17 protein-coding genes are annotated in these 13,781 nt (G+C 72.4%); 12 read left to right on the top strand and 5 right to left on the bottom strand.

The window, feature by feature from the left end; translation table 11 throughout:
- Window positions 1-2: 2 nt before the first annotated feature.
- Window positions 3-1,100 carry a DUF3344 domain-containing protein gene (locus ACGFZQ_RS01990; RefSeq protein ID WP_393838744.1) on the bottom strand — a complete coding sequence of 366 codons (1,098 nt, stop codon included), beginning with the start codon at window positions 1,098-1,100 and terminating at the stop codon, window positions 3-5.
- Window positions 1,101-1,367: 267 nt separating this feature from the next.
- On the opposite strand from ACGFZQ_RS01990, the gene ACGFZQ_RS01995 reads away from it, so the two are divergent.
- From ACGFZQ_RS01995 to ACGFZQ_RS02030, 8 genes are all read left to right on the top strand, one after another.
- Entirely contained in the window at window positions 1,368-1,607 is a 240-nt protein-coding gene (locus ACGFZQ_RS01995; RefSeq protein WP_382546411.1) for a chaplin, read from the top strand.
- Window positions 1,608-1,892: 285 nt separating this feature from the next.
- Window positions 1,893-2,738, top strand: a complete 846-nt coding sequence (locus ACGFZQ_RS02000) for a hypothetical protein (RefSeq protein WP_393838745.1) — start codon at window positions 1,893-1,895, stop codon at window positions 2,736-2,738.
- 362 nt (window positions 2,739-3,100) lie between these two features.
- Complete coding sequence (locus ACGFZQ_RS02005; protein WP_393838746.1) at window positions 3,101-3,394, top strand: hypothetical protein; 294 nt, start codon at window positions 3,101-3,103, stop codon at window positions 3,392-3,394.
- A gap of 129 nt (window positions 3,395-3,523) precedes the next feature.
- Entirely contained in the window at window positions 3,524-4,024 is a 501-nt protein-coding gene (locus ACGFZQ_RS02010) for a DUF5949 family protein (protein WP_393838747.1), read from the top strand.
- Complete coding sequence (locus tag ACGFZQ_RS02015) at window positions 4,024-4,608, top strand: vitamin K epoxide reductase family protein (RefSeq protein WP_393838748.1); 585 nt, start codon at window positions 4,024-4,026, stop codon at window positions 4,606-4,608. Before ACGFZQ_RS02010 ends, ACGFZQ_RS02015 begins: the two co-directional genes overlap by 1 nt.
- A gap of 141 nt (window positions 4,609-4,749) precedes the next feature.
- A complete protein-coding gene (locus ACGFZQ_RS02020) occupies window positions 4,750-5,265 on the top strand; it encodes a hypothetical protein (RefSeq protein WP_393838749.1) in 516 nt (171 codons plus the stop codon).
- Window positions 5,266-5,407: 142 nt separating this feature from the next.
- Window positions 5,408-5,902: a tyrosinase family oxidase copper chaperone gene (locus ACGFZQ_RS02025; protein ID WP_393838750.1), complete on the top strand. Its 495-nt coding sequence runs from the start codon at window positions 5,408-5,410 to the stop codon at window positions 5,900-5,902.
- A complete protein-coding gene (locus ACGFZQ_RS02030; protein WP_393838751.1) occupies window positions 5,886-6,752 on the top strand; it encodes a tyrosinase family protein in 867 nt (288 codons plus the stop codon). Before ACGFZQ_RS02025 ends, ACGFZQ_RS02030 begins: the two co-directional genes overlap by 17 nt.
- Window positions 6,753-6,816: 64 nt before the next feature.
- Here ACGFZQ_RS02030 and ACGFZQ_RS02035 read toward each other — a convergent pair whose 3' ends face one another.
- The 3 genes from ACGFZQ_RS02035 to ACGFZQ_RS02045 all read right to left on the bottom strand — a co-directional run bounded on the left by ACGFZQ_RS02035 (window position 6,817) and on the right by ACGFZQ_RS02045 (window position 9,353).
- Window positions 6,817-7,116: a chaplin gene (locus tag ACGFZQ_RS02035; protein ID WP_393838752.1), complete on the bottom strand. Its 300-nt coding sequence runs from the start codon at window positions 7,114-7,116 to the stop codon at window positions 6,817-6,819.
- A gap of 311 nt (window positions 7,117-7,427) precedes the next feature.
- Window positions 7,428-8,357: an NAD-dependent epimerase/dehydratase family protein gene (locus ACGFZQ_RS02040; RefSeq protein WP_393838753.1), complete on the bottom strand. Its 930-nt coding sequence runs from the start codon at window positions 8,355-8,357 to the stop codon at window positions 7,428-7,430.
- Between the two features lie 27 nt (window positions 8,358-8,384).
- Window positions 8,385-9,353, bottom strand: coding sequence for a ScbA/BarX family gamma-butyrolactone biosynthesis protein (locus tag ACGFZQ_RS02045; RefSeq protein ID WP_393838754.1), 969 nt, complete (start codon window positions 9,351-9,353; stop codon window positions 8,385-8,387).
- A 461-nt stretch (window positions 9,354-9,814) separates the two neighbouring features.
- Between ACGFZQ_RS02045 and ACGFZQ_RS02050 the strand changes: the two genes are divergently transcribed.
- Together ACGFZQ_RS02050 and ACGFZQ_RS02055 are read left to right on the top strand one after the other, a co-directional pair.
- Complete coding sequence (locus ACGFZQ_RS02050; protein WP_393838755.1) at window positions 9,815-10,621, top strand: response regulator transcription factor; 807 nt, start codon at window positions 9,815-9,817, stop codon at window positions 10,619-10,621.
- A 155-nt stretch (window positions 10,622-10,776) separates the two neighbouring features.
- Window positions 10,777-11,385 (top strand): ScbR family autoregulator-binding transcription factor, encoded by a 609-nt coding sequence (locus ACGFZQ_RS02055; protein ID WP_393838756.1) that lies wholly within the window; start codon window positions 10,777-10,779, stop codon window positions 11,383-11,385.
- Window positions 11,386-11,444: 59 nt separating this feature from the next.
- On the opposite strand, the gene ACGFZQ_RS02060 is transcribed toward ACGFZQ_RS02055, so the two are convergent.
- The gene (locus tag ACGFZQ_RS02060) at window positions 11,445-12,026 is read right to left on the bottom strand and encodes a TetR/AcrR family transcriptional regulator (RefSeq protein ID WP_351735140.1); all 582 of its coding nucleotides are present in this window, start codon (window positions 12,024-12,026) and stop codon (window positions 11,445-11,447) included.
- Between the two features lie 398 nt (window positions 12,027-12,424).
- Between ACGFZQ_RS02060 and ACGFZQ_RS02065 the strand changes: the two genes are divergently transcribed.
- Window positions 12,425-13,048: an OvmZ protein gene (locus ACGFZQ_RS02065; protein WP_351735142.1), complete on the top strand. Its 624-nt coding sequence runs from the start codon at window positions 12,425-12,427 to the stop codon at window positions 13,046-13,048.
- A 189-nt stretch (window positions 13,049-13,237) separates the two neighbouring features.
- On the top strand, window positions 13,238-13,444 hold the full coding sequence (locus ACGFZQ_RS02070; protein WP_351735144.1) for a hypothetical protein: 207 nt from the start codon (window positions 13,238-13,240) through the stop codon (window positions 13,442-13,444).
- Window positions 13,445-13,781 lie beyond the last annotated feature (337 nt).

Here is a 13,781-nt window from a genome sequence, read left to right on the forward strand (position 1 = left end):
CACTACTGCACGTCCACGGCGGCGAAGAGCGCGCCCGCCCACGCCGCGTCGCGCTGGGAAACGAGCTGAAAGGTCAGCTGGTCACCGCCCTGCGCGAGACCGGTGCCGAGATCGAACACATCCGAGTCGTAGCCGAGCGTGTTGTCGTACGCCGGCTCACGCCGGGCGCGTACCCGGTCGGAGTCGTTGATCGTGGAGTTGAGTACGTCGTCGGCCGGGTCGGCGGAGTCGCCGAGCGGGGTGGGGGCACGACCGGCGAGGGAGTACGTGAGCGAGTCACCGGTGCCGCCCCGGTCGCCGTTGTACGCCACCAGACCCACCCGGCCGCCGGCGCCACGCGGGATGCGTAGCCCGTTCAGCCGTATCCCGGCCGCCCGGTCGAGGGAGTCGAAGCCGTCCCAGAGGGCGAGCGTGCGCAGGGGCTCCGCCGGGTTCTGGTACGCCACCACCAGCGTCCAGCCGCCCCAGGCACCGGACCTCCCCATGGCCGCGTTCACCTGGCCGACCGTCCACAGTCCGGAGCCGCTCGACCGGACCAGGTCGGTGATCTCCGCCGAGGCCTGGAAGGCGTCCATGCCGCCCTCCGCCCGGTGGCCCACGACCGTGTCGGCGAGCAGTTCCTTGTACTGGCCGCCGGGTTCGGCGATCAGCACTCGCCCGTTGTCCTTCGCCGGCTTCTGCTCGTCGGCCAGCAGATTGCCGCCCCAGTACAGCCGCGCGTACGTCACCCGGGAGCCCTCCGGCAGCCGGAGCTCGGCGCGTGAGGAGTTGTAGGTGTTCGGGTCGTCGTCGACATCGACGTAGAACATGTCGAAGTTCCCGTTCACCGCCGGGACCTGGCCCGACCGGGACGCCGAGCAGGGCGGTTCGGCGGTGGGTCCGGGTGCCGTACGGCAGCTGACGGAGGCGTTGGCCGCGCGGGCGAAGCCGCCTCGCTGCACCACGTGGTAGCGCTCGGCGAAGGGGATGCGCGGAGCCTCGGGGGAGGGCGGGGCGGCCGGAGCGGTCGCCCGGGCGGCGGTGCCCGGTGCCCAGATCGCGGCTAGGGCGAGCGCGCTCACCGACACACGGCGCAGCGGCGGGCCCAGGGGATTGCGCATGACCGGCTTCGCCCTTTCAGGAAAGGAGGGGGAGGCGGGAAGAGCGGGAAGAGTGCGATGTGATGCCAATACGGGTAAGTCAGGAGGTGCGCAACTCTAGCCGTTATCTGTAGTAATCGGTCGAAACCGGGCAAGTGTGTCGGAATGGTGAAGGAGACCTTCCGGGAGATCACTCTTTTGGCGGCACAACCCGAGCTGGTGCCGCGCGTTGACACGGCGCTGGGCATCCGCCCGGATGTTTGTTTCGACCCCAAGGAGCACCTCTCCATGTCGCGTATCGCGAAGGGCCTGGTCCTGTCCACCGCCGCCGTCGCGGCCGTCGCCGGCGGCGCCGGTGTGGCCGCCGCCGACAGCGGCGCGAACGGCGCCGCAGCCCACTCCCCGGGCGTGCTGTCTGGCAACGTGATCCAGGTTCCGATCCACGTGCCGGTCAACGTCTGCGGCAACACCATCGACGTGATCGGCCTGCTGAACCCCGCGTTCGGCAACACCTGCCTCAACGACTGACGCTGCGGCTTTTCCCTTCGGCCGGCCGGCCGCCCGCGCACCCCGCGGGCGGCCGGCCGGTTCGTGCGTCCGGGCACGGCTGCCGCGCGTGGCTCGCTCAGGCGTTCCCCCGAACGGCCGGAGTCGGGGCGGAGATGGCGAGGCGGCCTCGACAGGGCGCTTCATCAGGGACGATGCCGACGGCACGGAAAGCGATCGGTGACGGTCGGCGGTTGAGCGGTTGCAGGCCGACGCGGGTGATTCCACGGTGGGCAGCAGGTCCCATGCGCATCGAAAGGAACACCCATGCGTGCTCTGCCCGCGCGGCGTCTCGCGTCCACCGCGCTCTGCGCCGTTCTTCTGGCCGGGATCACCGGCCCGGCGGCCGTCGCCGCCGACTCGGCCCGTGAGCGCACCCACGCGATGTCCCAGGCGCCCGTCCCCGGGGCCGACGCGCTGCTCGCCCAGGTCAAGTCGCTGGGCAACCTCGGGACCGTGCTCAAGCCGGTCACCGACCTGCTCAACACCGTGCTCGCGGCGGACAACGGCCAGCTGACCGCCGATCAGGCCACCCAGCTCGGCGACGCCGTGAAGGCGGCCATCGCCCAGGTCACGGCGGCGGCCCCGGCCGCGGCCCCGCTGCCCGCGGTCTCCCCCGCGGCGGCGAAACCGACAACCCCGACGGCGCCTGCGGCGAAGCCGGCGGCCTCCGCGACGACTCCGACGGCCTCCGCGGCCACCCCGACGGCGGCCGCGCCCTCCGCCACGGCCGCGACCCCGAGCACCCCCGCCACCCCGGCCCTGCCGTCGGCGCCGGCGGTGCCGAGTGCCCCCGCCGTGCCGGCCGCGTTCCCCGCGCCGGCCGCAGCCCAGGCCAAGGGCCTCGGTGGCGCCCCCGCCGTCAAGGACCTGACCGGCGACGCGCTGACCGCCCTGCAGACGGCGGTCGACAACCTCCTCAAGGCCGCCACCTCCGGTGACGTCAGCCAGGTGCTGCCGGCCGCCACCGCCGTCGTGACCGGCCTGGTCAACCTGCTCGCCGCGATCCTGCTCGGCAGCGGCCTGCCCGCGCCCAACCTGCCGGGCCTGCCGGGCCTGGCCGCCGTGCCCAGCCTCCCGGCCTCCACGCCGCTCCCGCTGCCTCCGAGCTAAGCGGCCCGACCGGCCCGACCGGCCCGACCGGCCCGACCGGCCTGCCAGGCCTGACCGGCCTCACGGGCCTGCCGGGTCTGCCGGGCCTGACTGCCTTCACCGGCCCGACCGGCTTCACCGGGTCTGCCGGGCCTGACTGCCTTCACCGGCCCGACCGGCTTCACCGGGTCTGCCGGGCCTGACCGCCTTCACCGGCCTCGCCGGGTCGTCTTCGGCTGCCGTCCCTCTCAGGGATCTCATATGTCTTCCGAGCGTGGGGTTTCCGGCCTGCCGGGGCGTCGTTAGGCACGGCGTCAGCATTCCCCCTGGTGGCTTCCGTTGCGTGGCTCGCGCCGCCGCAAGTCGCCGAAGAAAGGAACACGATGAAGTCTCTGAAGGCTGCCGCTGTCGTTGCCGGTTCCGTGGCCCTCGCCGGCTTCGCCGCGCCCGCGTTCGCCTCCAACAACGCCGACCTGACGCCCACCAGCCTCAACGGCGCCGTGAACACGCTCACCAAGAGCCCCCTGACCCTGGACCAGGCGATGCCGCTGAAGCACCAGTCGGACGCCCTCAACACCGAGAACAAGCGCTCCGTGCTCAACAAGGTCAAGCGGACGACCGGCGCCGTCAACCAGAAGAGCAGCCCGCTGCTCGGCGGTCTGCCGCTGCAGGGCTGAGGCCGGGCGGGAACGGTTCGAGGGACGCCGGTACCGGCGTCCCTCGTTCGTGTGGCCGCACCGCCGGCTGTCCGCCGGTCGGGTGAGCGGGCACCCGGCCGCCCCGCGGCCCGTCGATAAGGTCACGCGGTGACCTCAACCCCAAGCGCGACCCGCCCCTTCCGCCCGGCCGACCTCGGCACGGTCGCCGTGCTGGCCTGGAGCGGCGAGGCTCCCGACGGCAGTGACATGCCCTATCTGCTGGCCTACTCCCTCGGCGACGCCGCGGGCGGCGCGGCGGCCACCTCGGCCGCCGTCGAGGCGCTGCTGGAGAACAACGGACTGCCGGTCGGCGGCGACCTCGTCGACGGCACCGCCCGGCCCCGCCTGCCCGTCACCCTGCTGGTCGAGTCCGGTACGGCCGTCCTCAACCTGGCCCCGCTCAACGCCCAGTGCCCCGCGCCCGAGGAGTGGCTCGCCGCCGTCGCCGAACGCGGCTACGCCTACCTGGTGTTCACCACCCGGCCGTGGCCCGGGGGCGAGCCCGGCAAGCCCGTCGAGGCGGCGGCGCTGAAGGACTTCGCCGGGGCCGAGGAGACCCTGACGGCCGCCGCGCACATCGTGCTGCCCGCCCGCAGCCTGCGCGGCTGATGCCGGGAACCGCAGCCGCCGGCCGGGGGTTCGCGCTGCTCACGGTGGTCGCGGGGGCGGCCGGGCTGCTGGCCTCCTGGGTCATCACCCTCGACAAGTTCAAGCTGCTGGAGAACCCGCGCTTCGTCCCCGGGTGCAGCCTGAACCCGGTGGTGTCCTGCGGCAGCGTGATGAAGAGCGACCAGGCGGCGGCGTTCGGGTTCCCCAACCCGATGCTGGGCCTGGTGGCCTACGGCGTCGTGATCTGCGTCGGCATGAGCCTGCTGGCCGGCGCCCGCTTCCCCGCCTGGTACTGGCTGACCTTCGACGCGGGTTGTCTCTTCGGCGTCGGCTTCGTGTCCTGGCTGCAGTTCGAGTCGCTGTACCGGATCAACGCGCTCTGCCTGTGGTGCTGCCTGGCCTGGGTCGCCACCATCCTGCTGTTCTGGTACGTCACCTCCTTCGCCGTACGCCATCGGTTCCTGCCCGCGCCCGCCTGGCTGCGGGACTTCCTCGGCGAGTTCACCTGGGTACTTCCGCTGCTGCACATCGGGGTCGTCGGCATGCTGGTCCTGACCCGCTGGTGGGACTTCTGGACGAGCTGAACAAGGGACTTCGGGACGAGCTGATGAGTGAACAGCCCACTAATGCTGCACCCGGGCGAAATGTGAACTGATGCCGTTTTCCGGCTCGTTACCCGGTACGGACATCGCTCCTCCCGCCTCCTGAAAGGGCCCGTACCCGACATGAAGCCGACCACCCGAGGAACCGTTGCCGCCGTCGTCACGGGCGTCGCGGTCGCCGTGGGCGCCGCCGCCACGCCCGCCGCCGCCACCCCGACGGTGCCCGTCCCCGTGCCGCTGGACGGCGTCGAGAAGTCCCTGAACATGGAGATGCCCCAGCTCGGCATGGAGCTGCCGCTGTTCATCCCCGGCGTCCCCGAGGGACCGCGCTACGTCCAGGGCCGGCTCCTCCCGGACCGGACGCTGCCGCAGGTGCCGCTCAACGGCGGGCTGCCCGGCGTCGGCCTCAGGGCGCCGCTGCCGCGCGTCCTCGGCGACGGCTACGACCACATCGATGTCGGCACCCCGGCCTCCGGCCTGCGCGCGCTCACTCCCGGCCTGGCGCTGGTCGCCCCGCTCACCGCGCCCGACCCGCAGCACCTCGGCATGCCGGCCCCGCAAATGCCCGACGCCGGCGTGCTCGCCCCGGCCCTGCAGACGGTCGTCGGCGGCGACCTGGGCGCCGGCCCCGGCCGGTGACGACCCGCCGGTGAGTACGGCCGCCACACCGGCCGCTCCCCGGTCCCGGCCGTGCGCCGGATGGCGGCGCGGCGGTGACCGGGCGGCCCCTCGGACGGTTACCGGTACCGACAGCGATCGGTGAACCGTACGAGGAGCGAGCATGGTCGTCGGAGCAGGCGGTGTGGCGGTGGGCGCGGAGCCGGGGGCCGGGCGGCCGGACAGAGCCGGGGCGGGCGGGCCGACGCGGCGCGAGGTCACCCGGGGGCTGCTCGCCTCCGTGGCCGCCCTGGCGCTCGCCCCGGTCGTCGGCGCCTCCCGCCCGGTGCCCCCGGCGGACGGCCCCGCGGGCACCTCCTTCGACGAGACCTACCGGGGCCGCCGTATCCACGGTGTCCTGGTGCCGGTGGCGGGGCGGGCCGACGACCGGGTCGAGTGGCAGGTCACCGTGGCGGGCCGGCCGCTGCATCTGATGCGACGGGCCGACGGCACCTGGCTGAGCATGGTCGACCACTACAGCTCGTACCCGACCCCGCTGCAGGCGGCCCGGGCGGCCGTCGACCAGATCGGGCCCGGGCAGCGGCTGCGCGACCTGGCCCCGGGACCGATGGGCGGGGGGCATCTGCACATGGGGGGCGACCATGGCGTACGTGCGTAAGGACGTCGGCAGGCTGACGGCCGGCGAGCGCAAACGGCTCGTCGACGCCTTCCTGGAGGTCAAACGGCGGGGCGAGTACGACGAGTTCGTGCGGATGCACATCGACCACTACACCGCCGACGGCGAGCGAGGGCTGCGCACCGCCCACATGGCCCCCTCCTTCCTGCCCTGGCACCGCCGCTTCCTGCTGGAACTGGAGCGCGCCCTGCGCCGCGTGGACGGGTCGGTGACCGTGCCGTACTGGGACTGGACCAGAGACCGTACGACGTCCTCCGTCCCCTGGACGAGGGACCTGCTCGGCGGGAACGGCCGGGCCCGGGACCAGCAGGTGATGACCGGTCCGTTCGCCTACTCGGCCGGGCACTGGACCATCAAGGAGGGCATCACCGACGGCGAGTTCCTCGCCCGGGACCTGGGCCGGGCCGGCGCCCCGATCGCACTGCCCACCAGGGCCCAGCTCGCCCAGGCGCTCGACGACCCGGTGTACGACGTCGCCCCCTGGGACTCGACCGTCAGCCGGGGCTTCCGCAACAAGCTGGAGGGCTGGGGGTCCGGCAGCGGCAGCACGTCCTGGCGCAACCACAACCGGGTGCACCGCTGGGTCGGCGGGGCGATGCTCGGCGGCGCCTCCGTCAACGACCCCGTCTTCTGGTTCCACCACGCCTTCGTCGACCTGCAGTGGGAGCGCTGGAAGGCCCGGCACCGAGGGCAGCGCTATGTACCGGCCGGGCCGCCCGGCCGCGGCGACCCGCAGCACCGCCGGGTCGTCGCCCGCGGCGAGAAGCTGCCGCCGTGGGACGTCACCCCCGGGTCGCTGGAGGACCTGAGCCGGATCTACCGGTACGCCTGAGGCGCCCCGGACACGGGAAGAGCCCCGGCACCCAGGGTGCCGGGGCTCCTCTGCCGGCGGTGGCTCAGCTGCCGTAGCCACCGTTCTTGCTGTCGCCGCCCTTGTCGTCGCCGGCCTTGCCGTGGCCTTCGTTGACGCAGGTGTTGCCGAACGCCGGGTTCAGCAGACCGATCACGTCGATGGTGTTGCCGCACACGTTGACCGGGATGTTGACCGGGACCTGGATGACGTTGCCGGACAGCACGCCGGGGGAGCCGACGGCCTCACCCTGGGCGCCCGCGTCGGCCAGAGCCAGGCCGGCTCCGCCGATCACCACTGCGCCGGTGCCGAGAGCGACGGCGGCAGCCTTCGCGATGCGAGACATCAGTTCTCCTTCTTGTTGCTCGGGGAGTGCGGCGGCAGGACCAGCCGCCGCACTCCCCGTTCAACGCCCCGACCTGCGGCTGGTCACGCCGATCACCGGACGATCACTCCAAGGGCCCGAGTCGGGGCAGCCGCCGTACCGGGGAACCCGCCAGGAAGGCCCGGATGTTCTGCACCGCCCGGCCGTGGTTCGTCGTGTGGTTGGCGTAGGAGACACGGCCGTCGGCGCGCCCGAAGGGGTTCGGGGGCTGTATTCGGGATGCGGGTGCCGCCGCGTGGGCGCCGCAGCCCCTGCGGGGGCCCGCGGCCGGGTCAGACCCCCGCCAGCGTCGATCGGTACCACCGTTCCGCACGGCGGAAGCAGCTCGCGAAGCCCGCGGCCGGCGACTCGCCGAGGTCGGACCAGAGCGCGTCCGCCTCGAAGAAGTGGTCCGTGGTCAGGATGTCGAGCGTGCCCGGCGGGACGCCCTTGGCGGCGAGGATCGCCTTGGCCCCCTCGACGGTGAGATTGTCGTGCGGCCAGGCGATCCCGGCGCACTCGGCGACCGCCCGCAGCGCACTGTCCACGGTGACCGGCAGCGGCTGCGCCGCGTGGTACACCCGCGAGGTCAGTGCCGCGTCCGGCGCGAGCGCCGTGGCCACCAGCAGCCGGGCCAGGTCCGGCGCGGTGATCACCGACGCCCGCGCCGGCCAGCCGGCCACCACCCCCGGCAGGGCGCGCAGCAGCCGGGCCAGGTTGGGCCCGACCCACAGGTCCCCTTCGCCGAAGACCAGATGGGGGCGGAGCACCACGCCGCCGGCGGCGAGGACCGCGTCCTCGGCCGCCGCGCGGGTGCGGGAGGTGACGGAGCCCGGATTGCGCGTGAGCTCCTCGGGGCGGGAGCCGCGGAAGGTGCCGCGGCCGTAGACGGAGGCGGTGCTGAGCTGGACGATCCGGCGTACCCCCGCGCGCCGGGCCTCGGCGACCAGCGCCGCCGTACCACGTGCGTTGACGGCCTCGTTGGCCTCCGCGCTGCCGCCGATCTGCGAGGCGCAGTGCAGCAGGACGTCGACCCCGTCGCACACCCCGCGCAGCGAGCCGGGGTCGGTCAGATCGGCGGACACGGTCCGCACCCCGGAGCAGGTCCGGGGCAGGGTCCTGCGGTGGGTCATGAGCCTGAGCTCGGCGCGCCGCAGTCGCGCCTCGTGTGTCACATGCGCCCCGACGAACCCGGACGCGCCGGTGATGAGGATGGTGGCCACGGGGACTCTCCCGGAAGGCGGTCGGGGTCAGCGGACTCGTGGCCGCAGGACCAGTTCGGCGGTGAAGACCGTCTCCTGCCGCTGGCTGCCGTGCACCCGTACCAGCAGGTCGCCGGCGCCGCCGTACGGTTCGGGGTCGGCCGTGATCCAGCAGGGCGCGTCGAGTTCGGCGTACCGCACGAACTCGCTGCGCATGTCGAGCAGGAGGGCGCCGGGCACCCCGGTGCGGGCGTGCGCGGCCTGCCGGGCGGCCTCCAGGAGGAACATGCCGGGTATGTGGTCGACAGGGTGGTCGAAGTAGGTCGGGTGCGCGGTGTCGACCCGCAGTTCCCATCGGCCGCGGGTGCCCGGCGCGGGTTCGCCGAGGACGACGTGCCGGGGGCCGGCGTGGCCCACGGCGGCCGGGTCGAGGGCCGGCGGCGGGGTGCGGCCGGTGGTGGTGGGGCGCTCCCCGCGCATCCGCCGGTACACATCCGGGCTCATGCAGCGGAACGCGGCCGAGGCGGTGGCCCGGGCGCCGTTCTCGCGGAGCACCGTCACGTCGTAGCGCATCTCCCGCAGCCGGCCCGCGCGGCGGACGACGTCGCGGCAGACCGTGTGCATCTCGACATCGGTGGGGACCGGGTCGGCGACGAGCAGCTCCGGCTCTGTGGTCACGGACATGTCAGACATGAGGAACTGGTGGCCGAACGGCACGTCGAACTCGGCGTGGGCGAGCAGGGATCCGATCTGGCGGACGGACTCGATCAGCAGCATGGGGTCCTGGTAGCCCCGGTCGGGGGCGAACAGGGCGTGGCAGCGCGGCCACTGGGCCCGGACGACGAAACCGGCGTCGTCGCCGGTGCCCCGGGGGGCGCCGGGGGACCCGTCGGGTTCCCAGCCGGTGAGGAGGACCTCGGAGACGGCCGCGCGATGGACGTACTCACGCGGCACGGTCGTGGTCAGTCCGGGGAGCAGGGGCTTCTGGGCGAGGGTCCGTTCGGTGAGGTGCGGCATGTGCAGCGCTCCTGTGTCGGTGTGACGGGGAGGGGGCAACAAGCCGTACGCCGGCTGTCACCCCCCGTGGCCGACGTTCTAGCCACAAGATACAGACAGGTCGGTCCGGTTCTGCAAGAGGCGAGCCGATTTCTTGGGGGAGTCCGGAACTCCGCTGGTCCGGCGATCGAGGGCAACTGACCGTTATGTCTGGATTGCATCCGCGAAACGAACAACCTTGTATGGTTTATTGAAGTGGCATAGACCTTGGTCAAGTCTTTCTCCGGGTCGCCTGAGTGGAGTCCTGCCTCCCACTTGTCCGGTAATCCGACGAAATTGCAGCTCATCGCGGCGCGGGCCAGGTGAGGTCGAGACGCCGCGCCGCGCCACCTCGGCAGTTGACAATCAGACAAGTCTGTTTGGTACGGTCTGCTCGTGAACCCGCAGTCCGAGATGACGTGGATGTGCCTCAGGGGGAACAGATGAACCGCCAGTACGCGGATCTCGTGGCGCCGTCGGCGCGGCGCCACCGCTCGCACGGCCCGCTCGTCCCGCTCGCCCCGGGCGGGCACCCGGCCCGCCCGGCCCCCGCGCAGAGCGCGCCCCGGGCGGCGGGCCTGAACGTCCTGGTCGTCGAGAACGACCCACGGACCGCCGACACCCTCCGGCAGGGTCTGATCCGGCACGGATACGCCACCCACGGCGCGACCACCGGCGCCCAGGCGCTGCGCGGGCACCGCGAGGCCGACCTGGTGCTGCTCGACCTCGACCTGCCCGACCTGGACGGTCTCGAGGTGTGCCGCGGCATCCGGGCGGTCAGCGATCTGCCGATCATCTCCGTCACCGCGCGCGGCTCGGAGCTCGACTGTGTGCTCTGCCTGCAGGCCGGCTCGGACGACTACCTCGTCAAACCATACGGATTCCGGGAGTTACTGGCCCGGATGGAGGCGGTGCTGCGGCGGGCGCGGGTGCAGCCGGCGAACCAGCCGGCCGGCGGCCGGGTCGTCGCCCACGGGCCGCTGCGCATCGACCCGGGCGCCCGGACGGCCACCCTGGACGGGCGGCCGCTGGACCTGACGCGCAAGGAGTTCGACCTCCTCCACCTGCTGGCCTCGCAGCCCAGCACGGTGATCCCGCGCCGCCAGATCATGGCCCAGGTGTGGGACGACGCGTGGTCCCCGCGCGGCCGCACGGTCGACACCCATGTCGGCACCCTGCGCGGCAAACTGGGCTCCAGTGCCTGGATCGTCACCGTCCGCGGGGTCGGTTTCCGGATCGGCTCCCCCTGACGCTCCGCACGTTCCCCGAGGTCATGCCCGGTTCCGGTGCCCGGCCCGGAACCGCTTTCTGACAACTCCCGTCGCGGTACTGACCGTGGGCCGTGGATGCGGCTTAAGATACAGACAAGTCTGTTGAATTCTGTGGGAGAGCGTAGGGATCTGGCATGGCTCAGCAGGAACGCGGCAAGCGGTCACGGCGGTCGATCCTGGAGGCGGCGGCCCAGGTCTTCGACGAGCGCGGCTACGACGCCGCCAGCACCAACGAGATCCTGGCCCGCACCGGACTCACCCGCGGGTCCCTCTACCATCACTTCCCCTCCAAGGAAGCCATCGCGCTGGCGCTGGTGCAGGCGCACGCCGAGGCCCTGGAGGTGCCCGACCGGCCGGTCAGGCTGCAGTCGGTGATCGACCTGACCCTGGAGTTCGCCCGGCGCCTCCAGTACGACGCGGTGCTGCGCGCGAGCGTGCGGCTGACCATAGAGCAGACGTCGTTCGACTGCCCTCCGCAGACCACCTACGAACAGTCCACGGAAACCATCCTGACGCTGCTGCAGGAGGCCGAGAAAGGGGACGAGATCCTGCCCGGGGTGGATGTGCGCGAGGTCACCTCGCTCATCGTCGGCTGCTTCACCGGCCTGCAGATCATGTCCCAGGCCTACTCCGGCCGCGCCGACCTGCCCGAACGCACCAGCGTCTTCTGGAAGTTCCTGCTGCCCGGCCTCGCCACGCCCGGCCTGGTCGGCCGACTGCGCACGACGCCGCCGACGGACTGACTGGCCCTACCAAACGGTTCCCGGCCCGCCTTCGGTGTGCGGGGCGGACCGGCGGCGGGTCAGATCCGGCGCTCCCCGCCCCGGTTGGGCCGGTCGCGGTCGAACAGCGGGCGCAGCAGCCGCCACAGCCGCTGGGTGATCTCGCCGTCCCACCAGCTCGGGTCGGTGTGCCCCAGGGTCTCGATGCCCGCGGCCATCACCACGGCCAGGTCCGCGAGGTCCTCGGCCGGCTCCTCGGCCTCCTTCTGCGCCTCGGTGACCCGCTCGTGGACCGCGGCCAGCATGTCGTCGCGGAGCCGGGGCGGTCCGGCCGAGCCGTCCGCGGCCAGCTGCATGCCCGCCCGGACGATCTTCTCGGTGCGCATGGCCTCGCCGAGCGCGAAGAGAAAGCGCTTCGGCGCGTCGGCCACCGGACCCGAGAACGCCTCCTCGGTCAGCGCCTCGACCCGCTGCCGGGCCTCCTCGTACACGGCGGCGGTCAGGGCCGTGGTGGAGGAGAAGTGGTGGTAGAGCGCCCCGCGGCTGACACCTGCCCGGCGGCAGATGTTGACCAGCCCCGCGTCGGACAGCCGGCCGTCCGCGATGAGCTCGGCGGTGGCATGGAGGAGAGCCTGACGCGTCTGCTCGGATCGCGCCTGCATCAGGTGCACCCGCCTTCCCTGCCAACAGAGTGCCCGGTGCACGCCATGCTCACGGACACCGATGTCAATGATGGTGAGAATCATACAACCATGCCTGTTTCCTGGGAGGACCCCGGTAGGGGCCTACCTCTGCATGATCTCCACAGAATCCGAACGCCCCAGGCGGCAAGGGTGGTTGTCCGGAAACATGCGCGACGGGCGAAGATCCGAGTTGGTCCTCAATCAGACAGGTCTGTTTGTAACAGTGATCATATCCGGCCACTTGGCACGGGTTTGACACTCCGCTGACAGAGCTGCGGAGGATTGTGGGAACCCTGAACCGCCGTGCGTTGAAGGGCCCCGCGACCCCCGTGAGACTGGTGGCAGTTCCGCAGGGACCAAGGATTCGGGGGATCCGCATGGAAGAGTTCGAGCGACTCACGGACGAGCACGGGAGCCGCGACTGCAGACGGAGCTGCGGACGGATCTGCGTCCGCTGCCTGGACCGGATCGACGGCGCCCTGCGCGCCCTCCTCGACCTGTACCGGGAGAGCGACCAGGCGTTGGTGCCCGGCGGCCCGGTGCTGCGCGAGCGGGTGAGCGGCAGCCGCGCCACCGTCGGCATCGTGCTCGACGAGCGGGCCCTCGCGCTGCGCACCCGGACCACCGAGGTGATGGAGCTGTGGGCGCGGCTCGTCGTGGACGAGCGCACGGGCACCCGGCCCGCCGACCGCCAGATGGGCGCGCTGGTGCGGTTCCTGCGCCGGCAGCTGCCCTGGCTCGCCGGGCATCCGGCGGGCCCGGACTTCGACGAGGAGCTCGCCGAACTGCTCGGCGACCTCCGCGCCCTGCTCGGCCCCGGCCCGGTGCGCCGGTTCGCGCTGGGCCCGTGCACCCGGCCGGAGTGTGCCGGGACGCTCTACGGCGTACTGCCGGCGGACGGCGGCGACCGGGTGCCGAGCCATGTCGCCTGCGACGACGGCCACGCGCTGCCGCCGTGCCAGTGGCTGCTGGTCGCGGACCGGATGCGGGAGGCCGCCTGACGTGGCAGGCGGTCAGACGTGGCAGGTGGCCAGACGTGGCAGGTGGCCAGACGTGGCAGGTGGCCAGACGTGGCAGGCGCCAGATGCGGACGGCGGCACACGCCAGGGCCGGAGGAGGCGGAAGGAACGGACCGGGCGGACCAGGCCCCCAGGCGGAAGAAGCAGAAGCGGCGGAAGGAGGTGAACGGCATGATCGAGCCGACCCGGCCGGCGGGCGGAGCGGCGAAGCCCCGCCGGGTACCGACGGAGCTGGCGGCCCTCGCGATGGGCGTCACCCAGGCGACCATCCGCAAATGGGCCAGTCGCGGAAAGATCACCCGGCACGGCGGCCCGCGGCGGGCCGAGTACGACCTCGACGAACTGTTCGCACTGGCCCGCAGGGGCGAGACCGAATAGGCGGCGCGAGACCCTGTAACCGCAGTGAATTCGAGTAATCCTTTTCTGTGCACGGAATTCACCGACCATCACCCGCAAGAAACCGGATCCGTGCGGGGATCCGGTGCGAAGCAGCCCCCGCGGCCCATCCCCCTGCCGCGGGGGCTTCTTCGGTTGACTGACCATCAATTCGCTTATCTATAAGGGAAGTTGACGCACCCGAACAGAGGTGTCACACTCTTTTCGGCGCCCCCATGCCCTGACGGCGGTGGCGCTTCGGCCGGGCTCCTTCTGTCGAGCCCGTGGCTTCCTTCTCGAAATCCGCGTCCCGTCCGGGACGCGGATTTTTTGTTTCTCT

The sequence above is a fragment of the Streptomyces sp. NPDC048254 genome, from assembly GCF_043201895.1.
GTDB lineage: Bacteria > Actinomycetota > Actinomycetes > Streptomycetales > Streptomycetaceae > Streptomyces.

Excerpts from the sequence above, each read along its gene's own strand:
- ACGFZQ_RS01990 (WP_393838744.1), bottom strand. The coding sequence starts at position 1,100 with ATGCGCAATCCCCTGGGCCCGCCGCTGCGCCGTGTGTCGGTGAGCGCG.
- ACGFZQ_RS01995 (WP_382546411.1), top strand. The coding sequence starts at position 1,368 with ATGTCGCGTATCGCGAAGGGCCTGGTCCTGTCCACCGCCGCCGTCGCG.
- ACGFZQ_RS02000 (WP_393838745.1), top strand. The coding sequence starts at position 1,893 with ATGCGTGCTCTGCCCGCGCGGCGTCTCGCGTCCACCGCGCTCTGCGCC.
- ACGFZQ_RS02005 (WP_393838746.1), top strand. The coding sequence starts at position 3,101 with ATGAAGTCTCTGAAGGCTGCCGCTGTCGTTGCCGGTTCCGTGGCCCTC.
- ACGFZQ_RS02015 (WP_393838748.1), top strand. The coding sequence starts at position 4,024 with ATGCCGGGAACCGCAGCCGCCGGCCGGGGGTTCGCGCTGCTCACGGTG.
- ACGFZQ_RS02020 (WP_393838749.1), top strand. The coding sequence starts at position 4,750 with ATGAAGCCGACCACCCGAGGAACCGTTGCCGCCGTCGTCACGGGCGTC.
- ACGFZQ_RS02025 (WP_393838750.1), top strand. The coding sequence starts at position 5,408 with ATGGTCGTCGGAGCAGGCGGTGTGGCGGTGGGCGCGGAGCCGGGGGCC.
- ACGFZQ_RS02030 (WP_393838751.1), top strand. The coding sequence starts at position 5,886 with ATGGCGTACGTGCGTAAGGACGTCGGCAGGCTGACGGCCGGCGAGCGC.
- ACGFZQ_RS02035 (WP_393838752.1), bottom strand. The coding sequence starts at position 7,116 with ATGTCTCGCATCGCGAAGGCTGCCGCCGTCGCTCTCGGCACCGGCGCA.
- ACGFZQ_RS02045 (WP_393838754.1), bottom strand. The coding sequence starts at position 9,353 with ATGCCGCACCTCACCGAACGGACCCTCGCCCAGAAGCCCCTGCTCCCC.
- ACGFZQ_RS02050 (WP_393838755.1), top strand. The coding sequence starts at position 9,815 with ATGAACCGCCAGTACGCGGATCTCGTGGCGCCGTCGGCGCGGCGCCAC.
- ACGFZQ_RS02055 (WP_393838756.1), top strand. The coding sequence starts at position 10,777 with ATGGCTCAGCAGGAACGCGGCAAGCGGTCACGGCGGTCGATCCTGGAG.
- ACGFZQ_RS02060 (WP_351735140.1), bottom strand. The coding sequence starts at position 12,026 with ATGCAGGCGCGATCCGAGCAGACGCGTCAGGCTCTCCTCCATGCCACC.
- ACGFZQ_RS02065 (WP_351735142.1), top strand. The coding sequence starts at position 12,425 with ATGGAAGAGTTCGAGCGACTCACGGACGAGCACGGGAGCCGCGACTGC.
- ACGFZQ_RS02070 (WP_351735144.1), top strand. The coding sequence starts at position 13,238 with ATGATCGAGCCGACCCGGCCGGCGGGCGGAGCGGCGAAGCCCCGCCGG.